22 protein-coding genes are annotated in these 23,844 nt (G+C 63.7%); 13 read left to right on the plus strand and 9 right to left on the minus strand.

Annotated features, from left to right (window positions below; genetic code table 11):
• Window positions 1-118: 118 nt before the first annotated feature.
• From ybiB to AQ12_RS14310, 5 genes are all read left to right on the plus strand, one after another.
• The gene (gene ybiB / locus AQ12_RS14290) at window positions 119-1,030 is read left to right on the plus strand and encodes a DNA-binding protein YbiB (RefSeq protein ID WP_048440612.1); all 912 of its coding nucleotides are present in this window, start codon (window positions 119-121) and stop codon (window positions 1,028-1,030) included.
• A gap of 11 nt (window positions 1,031-1,041) precedes the next feature.
• The gene (gene cobA / locus AQ12_RS14295) at window positions 1,042-1,818 is read left to right on the plus strand and encodes a uroporphyrinogen-III C-methyltransferase (protein WP_048440647.1); all 777 of its coding nucleotides are present in this window, start codon (window positions 1,042-1,044) and stop codon (window positions 1,816-1,818) included.
• On the plus strand, window positions 1,818-3,062 hold the full coding sequence (locus AQ12_RS14300; RefSeq protein WP_048440613.1) for an NAD(P)/FAD-dependent oxidoreductase: 1,245 nt from the start codon (window positions 1,818-1,820) through the stop codon (window positions 3,060-3,062). Before cobA ends, AQ12_RS14300 begins: the two co-directional genes overlap by 1 nt.
• 155 nt (window positions 3,063-3,217) lie before the next feature.
• Entirely contained in the window at window positions 3,218-3,430 is a 213-nt protein-coding gene (rpsU, locus tag AQ12_RS14305) for a 30S ribosomal protein S21 (RefSeq protein ID WP_012346814.1), read from the plus strand.
• A 98-nt stretch (window positions 3,431-3,528) separates the two neighbouring features.
• The gene (locus tag AQ12_RS14310) at window positions 3,529-3,978 is read left to right on the plus strand and encodes a GatB/YqeY domain-containing protein (protein WP_048440614.1); all 450 of its coding nucleotides are present in this window, start codon (window positions 3,529-3,531) and stop codon (window positions 3,976-3,978) included.
• Between the two features lie 118 nt (window positions 3,979-4,096).
• Here the strand turns inward: AQ12_RS14310 and pmbA are convergent, their stop codons facing one another.
• On the minus strand, window positions 4,097-5,473 hold the full coding sequence (pmbA, locus tag AQ12_RS14315) for a metalloprotease PmbA (RefSeq protein ID WP_048440615.1): 1,377 nt from the start codon (window positions 5,471-5,473) through the stop codon (window positions 4,097-4,099).
• A 24-nt stretch (window positions 5,474-5,497) separates the two neighbouring features.
• On the opposite strand from pmbA, the gene yjgA reads away from it, so the two are divergent.
• Window positions 5,498-6,160: a ribosome biogenesis factor YjgA gene (yjgA, locus tag AQ12_RS14320; RefSeq protein WP_048440616.1), complete on the plus strand. Its 663-nt coding sequence runs from the start codon at window positions 5,498-5,500 to the stop codon at window positions 6,158-6,160.
• Window positions 6,161-6,169: 9 nt separating this feature from the next.
• A complete protein-coding gene (mog, locus tag AQ12_RS14325; RefSeq protein ID WP_048440617.1) occupies window positions 6,170-6,769 on the plus strand; it encodes a molybdopterin adenylyltransferase in 600 nt (199 codons plus the stop codon).
• Here the strand turns inward: mog and AQ12_RS14330 are convergent.
• The 5 genes from AQ12_RS14330 to AQ12_RS14350 form a co-directional block, all read right to left on the minus strand.
• Window positions 6,694-8,697 carry a response regulator gene (locus AQ12_RS14330; RefSeq protein WP_048440618.1) on the minus strand — a complete coding sequence of 668 codons (2,004 nt, stop codon included), beginning with the start codon at window positions 8,695-8,697 and terminating at the stop codon, window positions 6,694-6,696. The two genes, mog and AQ12_RS14330, sit on opposite strands and share 76 nt — an antisense overlap.
• Complete coding sequence (locus AQ12_RS14335) at window positions 8,690-9,148, minus strand: response regulator (RefSeq protein ID WP_048440619.1); 459 nt, start codon at window positions 9,146-9,148, stop codon at window positions 8,690-8,692. Before AQ12_RS14335 ends, AQ12_RS14330 begins: the two co-directional genes overlap by 8 nt.
• Window positions 9,149-9,150: 2 nt before the next feature.
• Entirely contained in the window at window positions 9,151-11,331 is a 2,181-nt protein-coding gene (locus AQ12_RS14340; protein ID WP_053076745.1) for an ATP-binding protein, read from the minus strand.
• Between the two features lie 175 nt (window positions 11,332-11,506).
• The gene (gene cysE, locus AQ12_RS14345) at window positions 11,507-12,292 is read right to left on the minus strand and encodes a serine O-acetyltransferase (protein ID WP_048440621.1); all 786 of its coding nucleotides are present in this window, start codon (window positions 12,290-12,292) and stop codon (window positions 11,507-11,509) included.
• A 30-nt stretch (window positions 12,293-12,322) separates the two neighbouring features.
• Window positions 12,323-13,093, minus strand: a complete 771-nt coding sequence (locus AQ12_RS14350; RefSeq protein ID WP_048440622.1) for an RNA methyltransferase — start codon at window positions 13,091-13,093, stop codon at window positions 12,323-12,325.
• 110 nt (window positions 13,094-13,203) lie between these two features.
• On the opposite strand from AQ12_RS14350, the gene AQ12_RS14355 reads away from it, so the two are divergent.
• A complete protein-coding gene (locus tag AQ12_RS14355) occupies window positions 13,204-14,136 on the plus strand; it encodes an inositol monophosphatase family protein (RefSeq protein WP_048440623.1) in 933 nt (310 codons plus the stop codon).
• 237 nt (window positions 14,137-14,373) lie between these two features.
• On the opposite strand, the gene AQ12_RS14360 is transcribed toward AQ12_RS14355, so the two are convergent.
• Window positions 14,374-16,494 (minus strand): hybrid sensor histidine kinase/response regulator, encoded by a 2,121-nt coding sequence (locus tag AQ12_RS14360; protein ID WP_152682805.1) that lies wholly within the window; start codon window positions 16,492-16,494, stop codon window positions 14,374-14,376.
• A 211-nt stretch (window positions 16,495-16,705) separates the two neighbouring features.
• Between AQ12_RS14360 and AQ12_RS14365 the strand changes: the two genes are divergently transcribed.
• From AQ12_RS14365 to AQ12_RS14380, 4 genes are read left to right on the plus strand one after another with little or no spacing between them, the layout of a single operon-like run.
• Complete coding sequence (locus tag AQ12_RS14365) at window positions 16,706-17,872, plus strand: acyl-CoA dehydrogenase family protein (RefSeq protein WP_048440625.1); 1,167 nt, start codon at window positions 16,706-16,708, stop codon at window positions 17,870-17,872.
• Window positions 17,869-18,675: a crotonase/enoyl-CoA hydratase family protein gene (locus AQ12_RS14370; RefSeq protein ID WP_048440626.1), complete on the plus strand. Its 807-nt coding sequence runs from the start codon at window positions 17,869-17,871 to the stop codon at window positions 18,673-18,675. Before AQ12_RS14365 ends, AQ12_RS14370 begins: the two co-directional genes overlap by 4 nt.
• A 19-nt stretch (window positions 18,676-18,694) precedes the next feature.
• Entirely contained in the window at window positions 18,695-19,846 is a 1,152-nt protein-coding gene (locus AQ12_RS14375) for an acyl-CoA dehydrogenase family protein (protein WP_048440627.1), read from the plus strand.
• Window positions 19,847-19,880: 34 nt separating this feature from the next.
• Window positions 19,881-21,044, plus strand: coding sequence for an acyl-CoA dehydrogenase family protein (locus AQ12_RS14380; protein ID WP_048440628.1), 1,164 nt, complete (start codon window positions 19,881-19,883; stop codon window positions 21,042-21,044).
• Window positions 21,045-21,072: 28 nt separating this feature from the next.
• Here the strand turns inward: AQ12_RS14380 and AQ12_RS14385 are convergent, their stop codons facing one another.
• Complete coding sequence (locus tag AQ12_RS14385) at window positions 21,073-21,885, minus strand: enoyl-CoA hydratase-related protein (protein ID WP_048440629.1); 813 nt, start codon at window positions 21,883-21,885, stop codon at window positions 21,073-21,075.
• Window positions 21,882-23,039: an ABC transporter substrate-binding protein gene (locus tag AQ12_RS22200; protein ID WP_053076746.1), complete on the minus strand. Its 1,158-nt coding sequence runs from the start codon at window positions 23,037-23,039 to the stop codon at window positions 21,882-21,884. The genes AQ12_RS14385 and AQ12_RS22200 overlap by 4 nt, the downstream gene beginning before the upstream one ends.
• A 295-nt stretch (window positions 23,040-23,334) precedes the next feature.
• Here AQ12_RS22200 and AQ12_RS14395 point away from each other — a divergent pair, with 295 nt between their 5' ends.
• The gene (locus AQ12_RS14395; protein WP_048440630.1) at window positions 23,335-23,841 is read left to right on the plus strand and encodes a hypothetical protein; all 507 of its coding nucleotides are present in this window, start codon (window positions 23,335-23,337) and stop codon (window positions 23,839-23,841) included.
• Window positions 23,842-23,844 lie beyond the last annotated feature (3 nt).

The raw sequence follows: 23,844 nt of genomic DNA on the forward strand, positions 1-23,844 counted from the left end.
GGCTGTTCGGGAAAATTACCGGACAGTAGTGGACTTGATCCGCAATCCATCTTCGACACCTTCAATCCATCATTTACCAAATAGCCACCGGTCATGAGCCGTGGGAGACAATCGCCCCATGTCCATTGCGCACTACATCAAGGAGATCGGCCGCGGCAAGCAAGGCGCCAGGCCGCTGGATCGCGCGCAGGCAGCGGACCTGTTCGGCCAGGTGCTCGATGGCACGGTGACTGATCTTGAAATCGGCGCTTTCTGTCTTGCCATGCGGATCAAAGGCGAGACGGCGCAAGAGATGGCCGGCTTTCTCGATGCCACGGCCGCACGCACAAACAGGATCCCGGCCTGCGAAAAGCCGCTGGTGGTCTTGCCCAGCTACAACGGTGCGCGCAAGCTTCCTGTCCTCACGCCACTGCTCGCGCTGCTCGTCGCGCAACGCGGCCTGCCGGTGCTCATCCATGGCACGGCAACGGAATCCAATCGCGTCTTCGTGCACGATGTGCTGCAAGCCCTGGGCATCCACGCGCTGGAAAGCATTCGCGCCATCGCGCCGGGCGAGGCTGCTTTTGTCCCCACCGAATTGCTATGCCCCGGATTGAAGCGCCTGCTGGACGTGCGCCGCACCGTCGGATTGCGCAATTCGAGCCACAGCCTGGTCAAGCTCATGAACCCGTGCGACGGCCCGGCCGTCATCGTGAGCAGCTACACCCATCCCGAATACGCGATCTCGATGGGCGAGGTGTTCGAGCTCATGCATTCCACCGCCTTGCTCCTGCGCGGCACCGAAGGCGAGGTCGTGGCCGATGCGCGGCGCCTGCCGCAGATGGATGGGTTCATCGCGGGGAAGCGGATCGCACTCGAAGAAGGCCGCAAGGGCACGATCACCGACATGCCTTTTCTGCCGAAGGAAATCGATGCGAAATCCACTGCCGCGTACATCCAGAGTGTGATGAGCGGTAACACTCCCATACCAGCGTCTTTGGGGCTGCAGGTGGAACACATATTGCGTCTTGCGTCCACACAATCACAATGACGCGAGGCGACATGAACACGAATAACTTCAACGCAAAGGTGACCCTGGTGGGCGCTGGTCCGGGCGATCCCGAGTTGCTCACCATCAAGGCCCTGAAAGCGATCCAGGCTGCAACCGTGCTGCTGGTCGATGACCTCGTCAATGCAGATGTCGTTGCGTTCGCATCACCCACAGCGCGCATCGTGCATGTCGGCAAGCGCGGCGGCTGCAAGAGCACACCGCAGGCTTTCATCGAAAAGCTGATGGTGATGGCCGCACGCGAAGGCGAGAACGTCGTTCGGCTCAAAGGCGGTGACCCGTTCATCTTTGGGCGAGGCGGTGAAGAAGTGGAGCATCTGCTGGCAGCAGATGTAGAAGTTGAAGTCATCAATGGCATCACCTCCGGCCTTGCTGCGGTCACCTCGCTGCGCGTTCCACTGACACATCGGGAACACGCGCACGGCGTGGTCTTTGTCACCGGGCACTCGCATCCCGGCTCGCAAGGCGCCGACTGGCGATCGCTGGCCGTGGCTGTGCGCGAAGCAAAGCTCACACTGGTGATTTACATGGGTGTCAGCGGGGCGGCGCGCATTCAGGAGCAACTGCTCACCGCGCTGCCCGCGGCTACCCCCTGCGTGATCGTGCAGCGCGCCAGCTTGCCCGATCAGCGCCAGGCCGTGACCACACTCGGCGACCTCACACAGACCATCGCGCGCGAAAAGCTCGCCAGCCCTTGCGTCATCGTCATCGGCGATGTCGTCAAGGGTGTGGCCGCAGCAAGCTGCGCTCCTGCTGTCCGCGTTGCCTGATGCAGGAAGGGTCCGCACGCTTTGATGCAGTGATCATCGGAGCCGGTGCGGCGGGGCTTTTTTGCGCGGCGCTGGCCGGGCAGAAAGGCCTCAAGGTCCTGCTGGTGGATCACAGCGAAAAGGTGGCAGAGAAAGTGCGCATCGCTGGAGGCGGGCGGTGTAACTTCACCAACCGCGACCTCGACATCAAGGCACCCCACAAGCACTTCCTGGGAGAAAACCAGAACTTCTGCCGCTCGGCCCTATCGCGCTACACACCATCTGATTTCATCGCGATGGTGCAAAAGCACGGCATCCCGTTTCATGAAAAGCACAAGGGACAGCTTTTTGGCGACCGCTCGTCCGAAGACTTCATCCAGATGCTGCTGCGCGAATGCGATGCCGGTGGTGTTACCCGATGGCAGCCGTGCAGTGTTGACGGCGTTGCTTCGTCGCCGGACGGGTATGAACTCAAGACATCCAGGGGCGCCGTCAGCTCGCGCTTCCTGGTCATTGCAACGGGCGGGCTCTCGATTCCCAAGATCGGCGCGACCGATTTCGGCTACCGGATCGCCAGGCAATTCGGCCTGCGCATGGCAGCAACCCGGCCTGCCCTGGTCCCGATGACATTCGACGGTGAAGGCTGGGCTCCCTACTCCCAGCTTGCGGGGTTGGCGCTACCGGTGGTGATCGAGACGGGTGGCCCTTCGACTGGCTCAGGACGATCGGCCAAGGTGACTTTTCACGAAGACCTGCTGTTCACCCACCGCGGCCTGAGCGGGCCGGCGGTGCTCCAGATCTCCAGTTACTGGCGCGAGGGTGAGCCGATCCGCATCAATCTGGCTCCCGATATCCATGTCCCCCAGGCGCTGGCGCATGCCAAGGCCACATCCCGCAAGCTCGTCGCCAACGAACTCGCCCAGATCGTGCCTTCGCGGCTGGCCGATGCCTGGGTTGCGCAGGATCCCGCCCTGCAGCGCCCGATCAACGAGGCGAGCGACAAGGCGCTGGCACAGCTGGCCGAGCGCCTCACGCGCTGGACGCTAACACCATCGGGCACCGAGGGCTACAAAAAGGCAGAGGTCACAGCCGGTGGGGTCGACACGCGCGACCTGTCGTCGCAGACGATGGAATCGACCCAGCCGGGCCTGTATTTCATTGGCGAAGTGGTCGATGTGACGGGCTGGCTGGGCGGATACAACTTCCAATGGGCATGGGCCAGCGCCGCGGCTTGCGCAAACGCCATGGCAGAGGTAGCGGCCTAGCCACTTGCTGCACCCCGGATCAGGGCTATAATCTCAGGCTTTGCTGGCAAACCCCAACGGCCTGATCATCCCTAGTTGGGGAACATCGCCGACCAAGGCGCCTGGGCCCGATCTCCCTGGCACCCTCTGGCGGCACATCTGGAATTCACGAGCTGATGACGACCATCCGAGTTAAAGAAAACGAACCTTTTGACGTGGCACTTCGCCGCTTCAAGCGCACCATCGAAAAGCTGGGCCTGCTGACCGAACTTCGCGCACGCGAGTTCTACGAAAAGCCCACCGCAGAGCGCAAGCGCAAGAAGGCAGCTGCCGTCAAGCGCCATTACAAGCGCGTTCGCAGCATGCAGCTTCCCAAGAAGCTGTACTGACCGCGAAAGACACCCTTACCGGTGTCACCAAAGCCCGACTTGGGGACGCTCAAGCGGGCTTTGTCGTTTCTGGCCCATTTTCGAACAGGACAAACCTCATGACCACCCTCAAGGAACGCATCACCGAAGAGATGAAGGCCGCCATGCGCGCCAAGGACAGCGAGCGGCTCGGCACGATCCGCCTGCTGACGGCAGCCATGAAGCAAAAGGAAGTCGATGAGCGCATCGAGCTGGACGACGTGGCCGTGATCGCCATCGTCGACAAGATGCTCAAGCAGCGCAAGGACAGCATCGAAGCGTTCGAGAAGGCCGGTCGCCAGGACCTTGCCGACAAGGAAAAATCGGAAGTGCTCGTGTTGCAGGCCTACCTGCCTGCACGCCTTTCGGCGGACGAAGTGACCGCCGAGGTGAAGGCTATCGTTGCTGAGCTGGGCGCCACCGGCCCTGGCGATATGGGCAAGGTCATGGGCGCAGTGAAGTCGCGCCTGGCCGGCAAGGCGGACATGGGTCAGGTCAGCGCCGCGGTGAAGGCGGCTTTGGCTGGCTAGTGTTTCATTGCGAGCTTGAATTGGCTGTCACTGCGGCCTTGAGCCGCAGTCCATGCCTTCGACGGCCGTAGCCGCTGCGCGGTGGATACCGGGTCGAGCCCGGTATGACAGCCCTTTTTTAGCTGCCAGCCACCTTCATCTTGTTGACCAGCACCGACCCGACCGTCTTCGCGCCGTAGTTGTAGGTGTCGGCGCCAACGGCCTGAATCCCGGCCAGCATGGTCTTGAGATTGCCGGCGATCGTGATCTCTTGCACCGGATAGGCGATCTCGCCGTTTTCCACCCAGAAGCCACTTGCGCCTCGCGAGTAGTCGCCCGTCACGTAGTTCACGCCCTGGCCCATCAGTTCAATCACAAACAAGCCCGTGCCCAGCTTGCGCAGCATGGCGTCAAGGTCGTCTTGCGGCTTGGTCAGGCGTGATGTCAGCGTCAGGTTGTGCGACCCGCCCGCATTGCCTGTGGTCTTCATGCCCAGCTTGCGCGCCGAATAACTGCTGAGGAAATAGCCCTGAACAACGCCCTGGTCCACGACCTTGCGCGCCTTGGTACGAACACCTTCCTCGTCGAAAGGCGCGCTGCCCTTGCCGCGCTTGACGTGAGGGTCTTCCAGAATGTCGATATGGGCCGGCAACACCTTCTTGCCCAGCGAATCGGTCAGGAACGTGCTCTTGCGATACAAGGCCCCGCCGCTCGTGGCCTGCACGTAGCCTCCGAGCAGTCCGGCGGCCAGCGGCGACTCGAACAACACCGGGCATTCGCGCGTGCTGATCTTGCGCGACTTCAGCCGCGACAAGGCTCTCTGCGCCGCATAGCGCCCGATGGATTCCGGCGATGACAGCTCCGATGCGTTGCGCATCGAGCTGTACCACGCATCGCGCTGCATGCCGTCGCCCTTGCCTGCAATCGGCGCCACGGACACCGAGTGCCGCGAGCTGGCGTAGCCCCCTCGAAAGCCGCCGGTGTGAGAACTGAAGAAGTGGCTCTGCTGGGCCGAAACGCCTGCGCCTTCGCTGTTGGTGATCTTCTTGCTGGTGGCAAACGCCGCAGCTTCGCAGGCCAGTGCAATCTGCGCCGCCTCTTCGCTATTGATGCTCCACGGGTGGAACATGTCCAGGTCGGGCTGTTCAGCGGGCTGCGCGATTTCGTCGGGGTCGGGAAGGCCCGCGAAGGAGTCTTCGGCGGTGAAGCTGGCGATGTCATACGCCGCGCGAACGGTCTGCTCGATCGCGGCTTTGGAGAAATCAGAGGTGCTCGCATTGCCGCGGCGCTTGCCGACGTACACCGTCACGCCGAGCGACTTGTCCCGATTGCGCTCGACGTTTTCAAGCTCGCCCAGCCGGGCCGAGACGCTCAGGCCGCAACCTTCGGAGGCTTCAGCGCCGGCCGCGGTAGCACCGAGTTTTTTGGCGTGGGCCAGCGCCGTATCGACGAGTTCCTCGAAAGTGGCGCGGCTATAAGCGAAGCCATCTTGCGCGCTTGAATCTTTGTTCTTCATGTGGCAGCTATGATAGCTGCCCCCATGTCACGCAAACCCAAAAAAGGCTATTTCGTCCGCGGCCAGTTCGTCGCCGAAGGCAGCGAGCTCGACCTCGAACTCAAGGCGGAGCTCAAAGGCACGAATGAGGCGAGCCGTACGGACCTCAAACGCGAGAGCGACCAGCTGCAAAAGCTGGGCGAGGCTTTGCTGACACTGCGCGCCGATCTGTTCGAAGGCTTGCCGCTGTCCGAAAAGCTGGCCGACGCCATCGCCGAAGCCAAGCGCATCACCAACTTCGAAGGCAAGCGCCGCCAGATGCAATTCATCGGCAAGCTGATGCGCCTGCTCGACCCGGACGCGATCGCGGCTGTGAAAGAAGCCCTCGAAGCACAGCAAAAGGGATCAGCGCGTGAGTCCCAGTCACTGCACGAAGCGGAAAAGTGGCGCGATGACCTCATCGCGCGCGATGAAGCCTTCGAGGCCTGGCTCACCGCCAATCCCAAAACCGACACGCAGCAGCTGCGCGCCCTGATCCGGCAGGCACGCAAGGATGTGCAGCCCACGCCTGATCAGGTATCAAAGGGCCTGGTCCCCCGACACGGCCGCGCCTACCGCGAGATCTTCCAGCTGGTGCGAGACGGCCTGGACAGCGCCCACGATGCGCCGGAAAACGACGACGACTCGTACGACCCCCGCGATTCATAGCCGCCGCTCATGACACCCACCCATGACCCCGTAACGATTGGCATCGTCTCCATCAGCGACCGCGCCTCCAGCGGCGTCTATGAAGACAAGGGACTGCCCGCCTTGAAAGACTGGCTCACACGCGCGCTGAAGAATCCGATCACATTCGCGCCGCGCCTGATTCCTGATGAGCAGGCCGGCATCAGCGCCGCGTTGATCGAACTGGTGGATGCCGGTTGCTCACTCGTGCTCACAACGGGAGGCACCGGCCCCGCACTGCGCGATGTCACACCCGAGGCGACCCTTGCCGTCGCAGACAAGGAGATGCCCGGTTTCGGTGAGCAGATGCGCCAGATCAGCCTGCGTTTCGTGCCCACCGCCATCCTGTCGCGCCAGGTCGCGGTGATTCGCGGCAAGAGCCTGATCATCAACCTGCCCGGCCAGCCCAAGTCGATCCAGGAAACGCTGGAAGGCCTCAAGGGACCGGACGGCGCACAGCTCGTGAACGGCATTTTTGCGGCCGTGCCTTACTGCATCGACCTGATCGGCGGGCCTTACTTTGAAACCGACGAATTGGTCTGCAAGGCGTTTCGCCCCAAATCGGCCTTGCGTGCCGCAAGCGCTGCCTGAAGCGACTGATGAACGGTCTGCGGATCCGCAGGCTTGACCAGGTGCCCCGCAAAGCCAGCCAGAGCCGACCGCCGCAGGTCCGGTGCCGCGCCGTAACCACTGAGCGCCACCACCGGCATCCGGTCGCTGAGCGCCTGCCCCACGTCGATGCCGCTGCCATCGGGCAGGCCCAGATCGGTCAGGACCGCATCGAAGTCGTGTGAGCGCGCCAGCTCAAGCGCCTTCGCGCAGGTATCGGCATGCGTGACCCGATACCCGTAGAACTCCAGCAACTGCGCGAGCGTTTCAGCCGCATCGATGTTGTCTTCGACCAGCAGCAGCCGGCAGCCCTGCGAGGCACGCAGTTCGGAGCCGGCCTGCACCCCATCACCAGTGTCGGGTGAATCCAGGGCTTGACTGGGGAGGTCGAGCCTGAACGTTGCGCCCGTGCCGGGACCATCACTGTGCGCCGACAGTGTGCCGCCATGGTCCGCCGCCAGTCCGCGCGCAATCGCCAGGCCCAGGCCCAGGCTGCCCAATGGCCGCGGCACCTCGGGGCTGGCCTGTTCGAAAGCCGAGAATATCCGCTCGATGTCATCGGGGTGAATACCCACGCCCGAGTCGGTGCAAACGAATTTCACACGCTGCCCATCGAGCGCGGTGCGCAGCGTGATCCGCCCCCCATGCGGCGTGAACTTGACGGCGTTGCGAACCACGTTCCACACCACCTGCTGCAGCCGGGCTTCATCACCTTCCACGCGCGCGTTACCCGACGCCAGATCCTGCGTGACGATGACGCCCGCTTCCTCGATTTGCCCGGCCAGCATGTCCACGACATTGGCGATCACGCGATGCATGTCAACGCTCGCTTTCTTGAGCGACACCTTTCCGCACGAGATGGCCGTGACATCGAGCAAGTCGTCGATCAGCCTGGCTTCGAGGGCGACGTTGCGCCGGATCATCGGCAGCAGGTTGCTCTGCTGCTCGGGCACCACGGCGAGTCGTTCCAGCAAATGGGTTGCGGTGAGGATGGGCGTGAGCGGCGTGCGCAGTTCATGCGACAGGACCGCCAGGAACCGGTCCTTGGCCTGGTTGGCGCGCTCGGCCTGTTCCTTGGCCGCACGCAGCGCCTCGGCATTTCGGTATTGCTCGGTGGCATCGCGCACGATCTTGCAATAGCCATTGAGCTCGCGGTCGTCACCGTACAGGGGCGTCAGCACGCCTTCGGCCCACAGTCGCAGGCCGTCGCTTCGCATCATCCAGCGGTCGTCATTGGCCTTGCCGCGCTCGCGTGCGTCACGCAGCTCCTGCTCGAGAACACCCGCCTCGCGGTCTTCAGGCGTGAACAGCAACCGCGCAGATCGGCCGATGACGCCCGAACGCTCAAGCCCGAATATCTGCTGCGCGGCACCGTTCCACGAGCGGATTGCGCCCTGCTCGTCCATCAGGATCACCGCGTAATCGCGAAGGGCTTCCACGACCCTGGCGAACACCGCATCTGCCTCGCGCAGGCGTGCTTCCGCGCTCCAGCGCGCATCTTGCGCGGCTACTTCGCGCAGCGCCCGTTCGATCACCAGTGCCAGCCGTGACAGCCTGCCCTTGCTGACGTAATCGGTTGCGCCGCGCTTGAGCATCTCGACTGCGTTGTCTTCGCCGATCACGCCCGACACGAAAATGAAAGGCGTTGCAGGCAGGCGCTCGCGTGCTTCTTTCAGTGCCTGGGTCCCGCTGAAACCCGGCAGCTCATAGTCCGACAGGATCAGGTCCCAGCCGCCCTCGATCAGCGCGTCCACAAACGATTCCTCATCGGAGACGGTGACCACGCTTGCGCGTGGATGGCTGCGGGCCAGGCTCTCGCGCAGCAGTTCCGCGTCAAAGCGCGAGTCCTCCAGCAGCAGCAATTTCAGCGGCGTGGCCGAAAACAGGGTCGAGGTCGCGGTGTCATTCATAACGGCGGCTCGACTTCAGGGAGCCGGGCGGGGGCTCATTGAGAACGGCCCAGAAGATTCCCAGGTCTGCGATGGCGGCCACGAATTGCTTGAACTCCACCGGCTTGACCACGTACGCATTCACGCCCAGTTCGTAGCTTTGCACCACATCGGACTCTTCATGCGACGACGTGAGCATCACCACCGGCACGCTTCGCAGCGATGGGGTCGCGCGCACCGTCTGCAGCACTTCCAGTCCATTGACCTTGGGCAGCTTGAGGTCGAGCATGATCACCGCCGGATTGCCCTCTTCCCGGGTGCGAAAGTCGCCGTCGCGCAAGAGGTAATCGAGCGCCTGCGCGCCGTCGCGCACGACGATGACTTCGTTGGAGAGCTTGCTGCGCTCCAGTGCGACAAGGGTCAGTTCGAGGTCGCGCTTGTCGTCCTCGACAAGCAAGATGGGCTTGAGCATCTTTAAGGTTCCGGGTTGGGAAGGAAAAAACCAAACGTGGCGCCCTGGCCGGGTTCGCCGCGCGCCCAGACAGTGCCGCCGTGTCGCTCGACGATGCGCCGCACATTGGCCAGGCCGATGCCGGTTCCTTCGAACTCCTCGGCCTGGTGCAGGCGCTGGAACACGCCGAACAGCTTGTTCACGTATTTCATCTGGAAGCCGACGCCGTTGTCGGACACCTCGATGCCGACACCCGCAGGCGAGCGGATGCCGCGAATCGCAATTCGTGCCGGCGTGCGGCCGCGCGTGTATTTGACGGCGTTGGACAGCAGGTTGCGCACGGCGACCTGCAGCAGGAACGGATCGGCGCGAAGGGACGGCAACGGATGCTCGACCTCCCACTCGATGGAACGGTCCTTTTCATGCAACGCGGCCTCTCTCGTCAGCTCGCGCACGAGCGACGACACATTGACTTCCGACAGCTTGAGCGCCGATCGCCCCATGCGCGAAAAATCAAGCAGCGCATCGACCAGCTGCCCCGCATAGGCCGACGCTTCCTTCACATGCGAAAGATAGCGCCGTGATGTGTCGCCCAGCTGTTTGCCGTCCAGATCGAGTACGAGATCGACGTAGCCGGCGATGTGGCGCATGGGTGCCCGAAGGTCGTGCGAGACGGTGTACGAGAACGCTTCAAGTTCCTTGTTGACCCGGCCCAGCTCGGTAGCCACTTCGGCCATCTCTTCGGCACGCCGCAAGACGATGCCTATCAACGCCTGCCGCAACTCGTCGGCCGCGTCAATTTCCGAAGGCGACCACGGTGCAGACCGTCCTCGCACCTGCTCGCGCCAGCTCGCAAAGCTTCGCCGCGGATGAATGCGCCCGTCGCTGCCGCGTATCTCCTTGCGCGGATCGCCCGCCCACTGGATGGTTTGCACCAGCTCCGGCCGGAACCACATGACCAGATGACGGTGGACCTGCGAAATCGAAATGGCCAGCAGGCCCGCAGGCGCGTCCGGCTGATCGCCAGATCGGGCGAAACCGGCGAAATCCGCAGGCAGCCGGTCCGTCGAAAAGACAGCACGCCCTCGCGCCACCACCCACGACGCGAGCGCCTGCAAAGTCTCTGTCGGCGGCGTACGGCCCACCGTCCAGCATTCGTCATCGAGCACCACGGCGGCGCCTGTTGCAGACGCCAGCCGCAGCAACGGCACCGGCTCGCTCACCAGCCGCTGCAGCGTGGCGTCGCTTTCGGCCAGGTGCGACACGATCTCCAGCGTGAGCTTGCGAAGATCGCCGGCCACCGACACTTCGGCCTTGTCCTGCTTGGCCTCCACCTGCAACGACATCAGCTGGCCCAGGTGCTCGCAAGCGGCACGCACGGGATACGGCAGCATCAGCGGTTCATGGTGATGGCACGAGATCAGGCCCCAGAGCTGCCCGCGCACCACGATGGATACCGACATCGATGCCAGCGTGCGCATGTTCACCATGTATTCGAGATGCACCGGTGAGACGCTGCGAAGGCTCGCCCAGCCCAGGTCGATCGAACGAGGATCGAATCCCGGCTGGGCGCCTACCAGCGCAACCGGTTGATAGCTCGCGTCGGGAATCAGCCGGATGCGATTGATGCGGTAGAGCTCACGGGCCTGGGCAGGAATGTCCGCGCCGGGAAAGTGATGGCCCTCGTAGGAGTCGTAGTCCTGCTCGATGCGCTCGGCCAGCACCTCGCCATGACCATTCTCGTCAAAGCGATAAACCAGGCAACGCCCGAACCCGGTCAGGCGCTTCATTTCACGCGCTGCCAGTTGCGCCAGCTCGATGACGCCGGGGGCTTGCTGCAGCTCCTGCAGGAACCGGCGCGCAAGCGAATAGATCGGCGCCTGCGTGCCACTGCCCGCGACTGCAGGCTCGAACTCGAAGACGAGGAACTCGCCGCTTCGGTGGGCCAGAACGTCGCACGCCCCGCTCGAAAGCTCGACCGGCGGCAATGGCGTGGGCGCATCGGCTGGGGGCAATCGGGCGAATTCCCCGAACGCCAGGGCCTGCACCGCCGCGAGCGCCGATCCGGCCGCCTCGCGCGCACCCCAGTTCTCGCTCCAGGCGACGAGCTGCAACTGCCGATCGGCCACGACCAGACGGCCATGCGGCTGAATCGCTCCGGGCACGCGGATAGGCTCGTCAGCGCAATGCTGGATGTCCGGCACTGGCGACGAAGCTAGGGGGTCCTGAAAATCCAAGGTCCGGCGTAATTCGGGGTGGAGGGGAATACGTGCGTCCGCGCAAGTGCTGCGGACAATCGGCCAATATGCCAAAAGTCAGGCTGATCGAATGTAGGAATCGGCTGACGCGCAAGTCAGCGCAAACCGACTCAGGCCTGAATCACTTGCCCACCAGCTGGGTCAGCTTCTCGGCCTCGAAGCATTCCTTGAGCGCCGCGTCGCAAGGCACGCAGTCGCGACCGCCTTTGCCGGCGGCGGACGCCTCGGACAGCTTTTCGATCGCCTGCCACAGCAAGGCAATCTGGTGCTCCTGGGACGAAGCGTTGTCGATCAGCCCCTTCATGGCCTGCGACAGCGGATCGTCTTCCAGCGTGATGCCGTAAGCGGAGAACTTCGACGATGCCGTGGTGACATCAGCGCTGGTGCCCTCCTTCGAGGGAATGATCCGCGCCGGGATTCCCACCGCCGTCGCACCCGCAGGCACCGGCTTGATCACCACCGCATTGCTGCCGATCTTGGCGCCATCACCGACCAGGAAGCCGCCGAGCACCTTGGCGCCTGCGCTCACCACCACGTCGCGTCCCAGCGTCGGGTGGCGTTTCTCGCCCTTGTAGAGCGATGTGCCGCCCAGCGTGACACCCTGGTAGATGGTGCAGCCGTCGCCAATCTCGGCCGTCTCGCCGACGACGACGCCCATCGCATGGTCGAAGAACACGCGGTTGCCGATGATCGCGCCGGGATGGATTTCAATGCCGGTCAGCCAGCGCGACACCATCGACACAAAACGGCCCAGCCATTTCAGGCCGTGCGTCCAGAACCAGTGCGCAAGCCGGTGCATCACGATGGCATGCAGGCCCGGATAACACGTGAGCACTTCCCACTTGCTGCGCGCGGCAGGATCGCGGTCGAGGATGCACTGGATATCGGAACGCAGGCGGCTGAACATGACTCGTGGCTATGAGGTTATGCAGGCAGTCTATCGTTTAACTTTTGCGGCTGCTTGCGACATGGCCTTGGCAACACCACGCAGGATGTGGATTTCTTCGGGGGTCAGGTTCGCCCGGTTGAAAAGCGCGTTCAGGCGCGGCATGAGTTTCTTGGGCGCGGCAGGGTCGAGGAAGTCGATGTCGATGAGGGATTGCTCCCAGTGCGCGAGCATGCCGGCGACGGATTTGGCGTCGGCAATCGGCTCGGAGGCTGTCATTGCGGACTCGATCCGCAATCCATCTTCGACAGGGTCACTGCCTTGCGCAGCGAACCCTCCCAACGCCCCACGCCACTCATACGCGATCACCTGGATCGCCGCCGCGAGATTGAGCGAGCCGAACTTCGGGTTGGTCGGTATCTGCAGCGCTGCGTGGCACCGGTACACGTCGTCGTTGCTCATCCCGAACCGCTCCGAGCCAAAGAGAAAGGCGACGCCCTGATGGCCCTGCACCCTGGCCAACCCAGGCAAATGCTCGCGCGGCGAAAAAGTGGGTGGGCCGAAATCGCGCGGCACCATCGCGGTGGCGCACAGGTAGCTCATGTCGTCGAGCGCTTCGTCCAGGGTTTCGACGATACGCGCGTTCTGCAGCACATCGAGCGCGCCGCTCGCACGCTGGATGGTCTCTTCGCGCCTGAGCACGTTGGGCCAGCGCGGCGCGACGAGCACCAGATCATCGAACCCCATGACCTTCATCGCGCGTGCCGCCCCGCCGACATTGCCTGCATGGCTGGTATGGATGAGGATAAAACGGGTCTTCACGTGTGGGACAGGCCCATGTCAGGCCCCGGCTGTAAAATCACGCCATTGTCGCCGCCTGCATCGCCGGGCCGCGGTTCCGCCCTCACGGCGCCTGCTCCTCGATTAACAACATGTCGTCTCCCAATCTCCACCCCATGCTCAACGTGGCCGTCAAGGCCGCACGCGCCGCCGGCGCCATCATCAACCGCGCAGCGCTGGACGTCGAATCGGTCCGCATCTCGCAAAAGCAGGTCAACGATTTCGTCACCGAAGTCGACCATGCCAGCGAAGACACCATCATCGAGACGCTGCTCACGGCGTATCCACACCACGGCATCTGGGCTGAAGAATCGGGCAAGACGCATGGCGCCAAGGATGCCGACCACATCTGGATCATCGATCCGCTGGACGGCACCACCAATTTCATCCACGGCTTTCCGGTCTACTGCGTGAGCATCGCCTTGCAGGTGCGCGGCAAGATCGAGCAAGCAGTCATCTACGACCCGAGCCGAAACGACCTCTTCACCGCGACCAAGGGCCGCGGCGCCTACATGAACGACAGGCGCATCCGCGTGTCCAAGCGCATCGACCTGCGCCAGTGCCTGATCTCCACCGGCTTTCCGTTCCGTCCGGGCGACAACTTCAACAACTACCTGCGCATGATGGCCGACGTCATGCAGCGCACCGCCGGCCTGCGCAGGCCCGGCGCCGCAGCGCTCGACCTGGCGTATGTGGCGGCAGGTTTCACGGATGGATTTTTCGAGACCGGCCTGTCTGCATGGGACGTGGCCGCGGGCTCGCTGCTGGTGACTGAAGCTGGCGGTCTCATCGGCAATTTCACCGGCGAATCCGAATTTCTGGAGCAACGCGAATGCGTGGCAGGCAGCCCCAAGATTTATGGACAGCTCGTCGCGATCCTGTCGAAGTACAGCAAATTTGCGACGGCAGGCGAGAAGGCTGCATTGCGCCAGTCAACGCCAGAGCTGGTGCCCGCCGACACCACGCCCAGCGCCAAGCCCGACCCGGACGCCGAGCCTGATCTGGACGCCGAGCCTGCTGCCTGAGGCGCGGATTCCAATTGCCGGTCATTGCAGCCTTGAGAAAGCCGCGAACACAGCTGCCTCCCCCGGCTGTCATGCCGGACTTGATCCGGCATCCACCGCGAAGCGGCGACTGCGCCTGATCAGAGATGGATTGCGGATCGAGTCCGCAATGACAGCCTTTGGTTATCCGCAATGACAGCCTTTGGTCATTCGCAATCACGGCGTCTGGTCAGCCGCACTCACAGTCCTCGTGAAAGTTCAGCGCGTGATCCCCGTCGCGCGCGCCAGTGCGGCGCTCAGGACTTCCGCCGAACAGGGCTTGGGCAGCACCTCAAAGCCCAGCGCCGCAATCGATTCCAGCTGCTCGGCATAACCGGTCATCAGCACCAGCGGCAAATCCGGCCGCTCCTGGCGCAACGCCTTCGCCAGTCCGATGCCGTCCAGCTCGCCGGGCATGACCACATCGGTCAGGACGACGTCGGGCAACCGTTCCTGCGCAGCCAGCCATCCGCGCGCAGCGTCAGCACGGTCCAGCCGCGTGACCGTACAGCCGAGCGCCTCCAGCAAGGGAATGAGCGCGCCCGCAACCTGGTTGTTGTCTTCGACCAGCAGCACCGACTTGCCCAGGTCGCGATTGATGGGCGCCAGAACGCGAGCCGCCGCGCTTTCGGTGCCACCGGCCGGCGGGAAAAAGAGGCATACCCGCGTGCCCACGCCCACCGTGCTGTGAATCTCCGCGACACCGCCTGCGCGGTCGCAAAGCGCGTACACCTGCGCGAGCCCCAGGCCGGTGCCCTCACCCACCGGCTTGGTGGTGAAGAACGGTTCAAACACCTTGGCGAGCGCCGCCGGCTCGATGCCAACGCCGGTGTCCGCCGCTTCGATGAGGACCGCTTCCCGGCCCAACTTTTCCGGCACCTTTTCAAGGGCGTTGCGCGCGCTGATCGAGAACTTGCCGCCACCCGGCATGGCATCGCGTGCATTGATTCCCAGGTTGAGCAGAGCCAGTTCGAGCTCGGCCCAATCAACCATGACCGGCTTCGTATCGGGCGCCACCGCGACCGACAAGGCAATCTGGCTGCCCAGCACCGGGCCGATCAGATCCACCACTGAAGGCAGGCGCTCCTGCAACTGGACCCGCTCGGGTACCAGGGCCTGCCGCCGCGAAAACGCGAGCAATTGCCGGGTCAGCTTGGTGGCCGAATCCACGGCCCTCATGATCGAGCCGAGCTGCTTTTGTCCCGGCTCGGCCACATGCCGCTTGAGCAGGAACGAGTTGTTGCTGATGACCATCAATGCGTTGTTGAAGTCGTGCGCGACACCCCCTGTCAGACGCCCGAGCGCCTCCAGCTTTTGCGCCTGGCGCAAGGCGTCCTCGGCCCGCTGCCGGGTTGCGGTTTCGGTCCTCAGCCGCTCGGCCGATTCCAGCGCGTCGCGCGTGCGGCGGTAGGCGACCTGCGCCGTGTAGAACAGTGCAGCAAAGGGGACGAGTCCCAGCGCCAGCAGCAACGCGAGTTCCTTGCCGAGCTCGTAGCGCTGGATCGACAGGTTCATTCCGGTGCCCACATAAATCGGATACGCGCCCACACGCCGGAAAGACAGCAGCCTGTCGGCACCATCGATCGACGAGATGCCGCGAAACTGCGCGAACGATTCACCGTTCAAGACTCGCTTGAGCACGGGACTGTTCGGGCCCAGGCGATCCGGGGCCTTGTCCACCAGCGGCCAGCGCGTGTAGATGGCACCGTCCTGGTGAAACAGGTTCACCGCGAGCCCCGGCTCATCGGAGACGAGGTCGGCATAAAAGCGTTCGAAATAGGAGGCGTAAAGGCTGATGTTGACCACGCCACCGAACTGCCCCTGCGGCCCGTTGAAGCGCGCGCTGATGTCGATGATCTTCTCGCCGGTCGTGCGCGACACGAACGGGGCCGAGACAAAGCGGCCGCCCTGCCCCGATTTGTGGAACTGGAAATACGCGCGGTCCTGGAAGTCCAGCGCCTGCACCGGCAAGAACCTGCTGGTCGCGATCGGCGCGCCGTCGGCACCGATGATCCAGATCGACTGGATCTGCGGCCGGTCTTTCATGTAGGCCAGCAACAGGCTGTGCAGGCTCTCCTGCGAATCGCGCAGTTCCCCCAGCGTCTTGCCCGAGACCTGGTCGAGCAGGCGGTCCTGGGAGGCTTCAGCGCTCTTGAGGACGTTGGTTGCATGGTCATACGCGACCCGCAGCGACCGGGTCACGCGTTTTTCGGCCAGCACGTTCGAATCAAAATAACGAAACGCACCGAATGCGGCATAGATCAGCAACGGGATCGCCAGGCTGAGCACCCCGAGCAAACGAAGCGTGCGAAGCGGCTTTGCGGGCGAAACCTCTTCCATCAGCCGGCCTGCACGGGCGCCGAGTACCCGCCGCTGAGAGAGTCTGTACGGCCAGGGACAAGCAGGATCGGTTTCATCGCCGCGATTTTGCCGCATCGCCATGCCGCTCGCATGACGCGCAACGGTTGAGCTGCGCCGCAAAGCATCCGGATACGGGCTGCCGGGAAAACCATTAATAGTCCGCCGTGTCGGTTTATTATATGATCCGCAAATGACCCGACCGACGTCCTTCGACGACCCTCGCATCGTCCAGCTTCAAGGTGCCGCGAGGCGTCACGTGCGGGAACACATCACGCCTCACGGCGATGCCTGGGAAGAAGCCGGCACCACGCCGCACTCGGCGTTCCGCGCGCTCGGTGCTGCGGGCCTGCTGGGGGTGTGCCATCGCACAGAAGACGGCGGCACGGACCTGGGGCCTATCGGCTCGGTGGTGTTCTCGCAGGAGATCTCTGCCTCGTCGTACGGGGGCGTCGCCGAGGCGGTGCTGATCCACACCGACATGTCATCTACCCACATCGCGCATCGCGGCACCCCCGAGCAGCGCAAACGCTTTCTGCCCGGCATGCTCGCTGGCGACCTGATCTGCGGCATCGCGGTTTCGGAGCCCGAAGCCGGCTCGGACCTCGCCGCGATGCGAACGACCGCGCGCCGCGAGGGCGATGGCTGGGTGCTCGATGGCGTGAAGACCTATGCAACTAACGCCGTCCACGGCGACGTGATGGTGGTCGCGGCGCGCACCGACATGCAGGCCAAACCCACTCGCGGCATCTCATTGTTCATCGTGCAGCCGGACACGCCCGGCCTGCAGATCAGGCCGATGCCGCGCAAGCTGGGGCTGCATTCCTCGGACATCGCCGACATGGTGTTCACCCAGGCGAAGTTGCCCGCAGATTGCCTGCTCGGCGAAGAGAACGCGGGCTTCCAGGCCATCCTGCAGAACTTTCAAAACGAGCGCCTGGTGCTCGGCGCGATGGCGGTGGGCCTGGGGCGAAAAGCCCTGCAGGTCACGCTGTCGCACGTCAAGTCACGTCGCGCTTTCGGCGGCACCTTGTGGGACCTGCAGGCGACGCGCCAGCGGCTTGCCATGCTGGCCGCGCGCCACGAGGCCGTGCGGTCGCTGGTGCAAGCAACCGCCGTGCGCGTGGCGCAGGGCCATGACTGCGTGCGCGAAGTGTCGATGGTCAAGGCACTGGCCGGCGAGACCGTGCAGGACGTCATGCGCGAGTGCCTGCAACTGCACGGCGGCGCGGGCTACATGGCCGACTGCCCGATGGAGCGCATGACGCGCGACGCCCGCATCCTGACCATTGGCGGCGGTGCGACCGAAGTGATGCTGGAAGAAGTGGCGAAACGCCTGACCGAGGAGTCCTTTGAATGAACGACAACGAACGGGTTTCAGTACAGGTCGATGGTGACGGGGTGGCCCGCGTGACGCTGGTGCGCATCGACAAATCCAATGCCCTGGATGGGCCGATGTTCGACGCCCTGATTGCGGCGGGCGAACGCCTGCGAGCAGACCGCACCGTGCGCGCCGTTGTGCTGGCGGGCGAAGGCAAGGGCTTTTGCGCAGGCATCGACATGCAGGTGCTCGCCGACATGAAAGATGGTTCGATCGCCGGGACGCGCGACCTTGTCGAGCGCACGCACGGCCTGTGCAACCGCTTCCAGTATGCGGCTTGGATCTGGCGCGAACTGCCGGTGCCAGTGATTGCGGCCGTGCACGGCTTTGCGCTGGGGGGCGGGCTCGAACTGGCCCTGGGCGCCGACTTTCGCTACGCAACGCCCGACGCGCGCATGTCCATCATGGAAGTCAATTGGGGCCTGGTGCCCGACATGGGCGGCACGGTGCGGTTCTACGACCTGATGCGCGACGACGTGGTGCGCGAACTGGCCTTCACAGGCCGCACCTTCGAGGCCGTCGAAGCACAGGGCTACGGCCTGGTCACGCGCGTGGTTGCCGATCCGAAGGCGCTCGCGCTGAACACTGCGCGCGAGATCGCCAGCAAAAGCCCTGAAGCCGTGCGCGCGATGAAGCGATTGCTGGGCGCCCAGAGCGCTACAGCCGCAGCGCCGGGCCTCCTGGCCGAATGCGTGGAGCAGCAAAAGCTGCTGGGCACGCCCAACCAGGTCGAGACCGTGCGTGCATCGCGCGAGAAACGCATCGCTGTTTTCAACGACTGAATTCCCCCGGAGTGACTTCATGCTGAACCTTGACGAGACCTACCTGTCGCACGAACTGCGCGAGTTCCGCGAACAGCTGCGCCGATTCATTGCGCGTGAGGTCGTTCCTCGCGCGCACGAATGGGAAGCCGCATGCATGCTGCCGCGCGAGCTCTACCGGCAGATGGGCGAGCTCGGCTTTCTCGGGCTGGCGATTCCCTCGGAGTTCGGCGGCACTGAACTTGATGCCAGGGGCGCGCTGGTGTTCGGCGAAGAAATCGGCCGCTCCAGCTTCGGCGGCTTCGCAGCGTCGATCTCGGACCATGCAGACATGGCCGCCCCCGTGATCGTGCGGGCCGGCACGCAAGCACAAAAGAATCGCTACCTGCCCGACATCGCATCGGGCAAGCGAATCCTGGGATTTGCAGTGACCGAGCCCGGCGGCGGGTCTGACCTCACGCGAATGAAAACATCCGCCGTGAGAAAGGGCGACCACTGGATCCTGAACGGCCAGAAGACCTTCATCACCAACGCGCACTCGGCAGACCTGTTCATCACCATCGCCCGCACCGATCCCGAATCGAAAGGGGCCAGCGGCTACTCCATCTTCCTCATCGAAAAAGGCGGCGCGGGTTTCACCACCGGCAAGCAGTTCGAGAAAACCGGCTGGTGCGCCTCCGACATGAGCGAGCTGTTCTTCGACAACTTCGCTGTGCCCGCCGACAACATGCTCGGCGAAGAAGGCCGGGGCTTCTACATGCTGATGCAGGGACTGGAGCGCGAACGCATGAGCATGTGCGCGCAGTGCGTTGGCATGATGGAGCGCGCACTCGTCATCACGCTCGAACACGCGAAGACGCGCGCCGCATACGGCCGCACGCTGTGGGACCTGCAGGCCATCCGCCACGAACTGGCCGGCTACGCATCCGAACTCAGTGCCGCCAAGCTGCTGCTCTATCACGCTGCGCAAAAGAAGGACAAGGGCGAAAGCGTCCGCCTGGAGACATCCATGCTCAAGGCAAAGATCCCCGACATGCTCAAGCGCATGGCCGATGGCTGCGTGCAGATCCATGGCGCGGCCGGCTACATGCGCGGCACCGAAATCGAGCGCATCTTCCGCGATGCACGCCCCTTCTCGCTGGGCGGCGGCGCGAGCGCCGTGATGCTCGACGAAGTCGCCAAGCTGCTTTGAACCACACAACACGCATCCGACCATCCACGCACCCATGAACGCCACATTCGAGCTGACCGACCCGCCCTGCATCACCGAGGAGTTGCGCATGCTGCGCGACCAGATCCGTCGCTTCGTCGTGCAGGAAGTCATACCCGCTGCCGATGCCTGGGAGAAGGAAGGCTGCATACCGCGCCCCATCTTTCGCCGCCTCGGTGAACTCGGCCTGCTGGGCATGCGCCACCCCGTCGAGCATGGCGGCACCGACATGGGGCCGGTCGCTTCCGTGCTCTGGGCCGAAGAGCTCGGGCGCAGCGGCTACGGCGGCGTGCCCGCATCGGTGCTTGTACACACTGACATGTCATCCACGCACATCAGCCGACGCGGCAATGAGGAGCAAAAGCGCAAGTACCTGCCGGCGATCATTCGCGGCGAAAGCATCGTCGCCATCGCAGTCACCGAAGCGGGAGCCGGCTCGGATGTGGCCGGCATGAAGACGCGCGCAGTGCCAGACGGCGACCATTGGGTGATCAATGGCTCCAAGCTGTACATCACCAACGGGGTGTACGGCGATATCTACATCGTGGCTGCGCGCACCGATCCGCAGGCCAAGGGCAGCCGCGGCATTTCGCTGTTCATCGTCGAGAAGGGCACGCCGGGCCTGGTGGTCGCGCGCGAACTTGAAAAACACGGCGACCTGTGTTCGGACACCGCCGAGCTTTACTTCGACAACCTGCGCGTGCCGGCGGCCAACATGCTGGGCGAGTTGAACAAGGGCTTCTACGCCGTGATGGACAACTTCCAGAACGAGCGCCTGGTCATGGCCGGTTGCAGCATAGGTGCGAGTGCGCGTGCGATCGAAATCACGCTGGACCACGTTCGCACGCGCCAGGCTTTTGGCGCAACGCTGTGGGACCTGCAGGCCACGCGGCAGAAACTGTCGATGCTGGCCACCAAGGTCGCAGCAGCGCGAGCGCTCACCTACTCGGCAGCCGAACTGGAAGCGCAAGGCAAGGACTGCGTGCGCGAAATCTCGATGGCCAAGATCTTTGCGTGCGAGGTCAACGTCGAAGTGGTCAACAGCTGCCTGCAACTGCACGGCGGCAGCGGCTTCATGCGCGGCATGGCGATCGAGCGGATGACCCGCGATGCACGCATACAGACCATAGGCGGCGGCGCCACCGAAGTCATGCTCGAAGAAGTGGGCAAGCGCCTTTGACGGCAGGCCCGGTGGTGGGCGGCGGCCTTCAGCGGCCGCGAAACACGGGCTTGCGCCGTTCCACGAACGCGCGCACGCCTTCCCCAAAGCTCTCACCGTCGATGAGGACCTGCTGGCGCTGGCGCTCGAGCTCCAGGTGCTCTGCAAACGTGTTGGTCTCGGCGGCGTCGAACAAGGCGCGCGTCTCGTCAATCGCATGGCCCGGCAACGCGGCCATCCGGCGGGCGACGCGCATCGCTTCGGCCTGCAGTTCGTCGTCGGCAACGCTGGCCCAGATCATTCCCCACTCGGCGGCCTTGTCGGCTGACAACTTGTCGCCGCACAGGGCAAGGCCCATGCCACGAGCCCGTCCGACAGACCGCAGCAGCGTCCACGTCGCGCCCATGTCCGGCACCACGCCCAGCGCCGGCACGAAGGGCAAATAGAAGATCGCGGAACGCGCGGCAATGACGATGTCGCATGCCAATGCGAGCCCGAATCCGCCACCCGCAGCCGCGCCATTGACGGCGCACACCACAGGCACCGGCATCGTGGCCAGGCCGTTGGCGATGGGGTTGCCGGTCGTCTCCATCATGCGGCCCACGTATGCGCCCAGCGAGTCGCCGGGCTGCAGTTCAGCGCTGCGCTGGCTGAAGTCTTTCAGGTCCGCGCCCGAACAAAAGCCCCGCCCACGCGCGGTGAACAGCATTGCGCGCACCGAGGTGTCTGCGCGAATGCGGTCCATGGCGTCCAGCAGGCCCGCCTGCAGTGATTCCGAGAGCGCATTCATGCGCTCGGCTTCATTGAGTGTGACGATGGCGACGCCATCGTTCACCTCGTACAGGACGGACGCTTGTGTCACTCAACGGCCTTGTAGGTCGCCGACGCCGTATCTGCCTTCAGCAGGAACAGCTTGGGCGCGGCCAGATGGTTGGTAGGGCTGAAGCTGATGGGGGTCATCGCGCCGGTTTCCAGGTTGCGGACTTTCTCCAGTTCGGCCTTGGTGCAATCCCAGGTCAGGGCCTTGCCGCACCGACCGATCGCATCGAACAAGGCACGCGTTGCCGAGTAGCCGGTGAACGAATAGCGGTTCACCCGCGGCAGTTCTTCTGCCGCGAGAAATTTGGCCAGCTTCTCCTGGAACACCTTGGCCTGCGGTGTGCCTTCCAGGTACACGTAGTCCACCGTGTAGACGTTCTCGGCGGCCGAACCCATCAGCTTGGCGCTGGCAGGCACGCGAGACACATACGTCACGCCCGTCGGAATCTTGTGGCCGATGCGCTCCAGCTCCTTGGTCATGGCGACGTTTTCGCCAAGCACACCACCGGCCATCAACGCATCCGCGCCCGACTGCTTGACCTTCAGGACTTCAGACGAGAAGTCCTGCTGGCCCTTCTTGTAGATCTGCGTGGAGACGACCTGCAGCTTCTTGTCCTTCACGGCGCGCTCGAAGCCCGCACGGACATTCTCGCCATAGTCATCGTCCTGCGAGATCAATGCCCACTTCTTGCCGGGGTAGCGCTCGGCCATGCGCGACACCAGTTCGTGGACCGCATCGGCCATGTCGTAACCCACCGCAAACACGTTCTTGACCACAGGCTTGTACAGGCCCTCATAGGTGGTGAGCGGCGCCATCGCGGGAATGCCCGATTGCTGGATCAGCGGCATGGCCGCCTGCGCCTGCGCAGTGCCCGACACCGAAGTGAGCGCGAAAACCTTGTCGCTGTTGATCAGCTTGCGAATGCCCTGCACAGTGCGCGACGGCACGTATCCATCGTCCTCGGAGATCAGGCGTACCTTGCGGCCATTGATGCCGCCGCTGGCGTTGACCTCGGCCACTGCGGCCTTGACGCCCAGGTTGTGCGCGACGCCCAGCAGCGCCGGCGGACCGGTCAGCGGCAGGATGTCGCCAATCAGGATCTCGGTGTCGGTGACGCCCTGCTGCGCCGCTGCAGGCCCGAAGGCACAGGCGGCCAACAACGCCACCGACGTGAGTTTGAAAAGTGTCCGGTTCATGCTGGCTCCTGGTGTGGATGGTAGATCAAATAGACCGTCGCGTCGGTCTTTAATCAGAGCGGATTATCGGAGGGTTGGCCGGCGCGGTGCCAGCTAGGACTTACCCGCAACGGGAGCCGGCGGGACTGTGCGCTGGAGGCAGGTGGGGCGGCACCCGTCACCCACCGCCTCGAGGCAGTCCACTCATCTGGGGGAAGCCTCCCGCGCTCCGAATCGTCTTTAACCCTTTACCAACCCAAGCCGTTGGGTTATTCTGAGTTCTATAACCCAAACAGTTGGGTTTTCGGACATCATCTTGGGGACCATCGCAAAGATACCGGGCACCGTCCTATTCATCCGAACGGCGGATCACTGCCCTGCGCACGTTCACGCCGCTAATGCGCAGCAGGGGTGGGAGATTCGCGTGTTCTTCTCATACGCCTCTGACGAACTGGACTGGCAGATCAAGTGCGGCCAGCCAGCCAAGAGCGAGATCGAAGACTGCATGGCTGAGGTCTGGGCTCGTATTGAAGACTGTCGTGCGCAGTGGTGGAGAGACCTGAAAAAACTCTGCCTCGACAACAAGCAAGTTGAGCTCAATGGCGCAATCCTCCGGACGGTGCCGCCTCAAAAATCGGTGAAGACTGCGAAACCAACGATGCCCGCCAGAGGGCCCAAGGGAAAGGCGAAGATGGTCAAGTCGGTCATCTCGCCGGCCGTGTTGACGGTTAAGCCGAAGTCGGCGACCTACGACCCTGCAACGAAATCCGTCGAATTCACGGCGCTTGGAAGCGATGTCATACACACGGGCAAGTGCCCTTAGGAG

Source organism: Caenimonas sp. SL110 (assembly GCF_001044395.1).
Lineage (GTDB): Bacteria > Pseudomonadota > Gammaproteobacteria > Burkholderiales > Burkholderiaceae_C > Ramlibacter.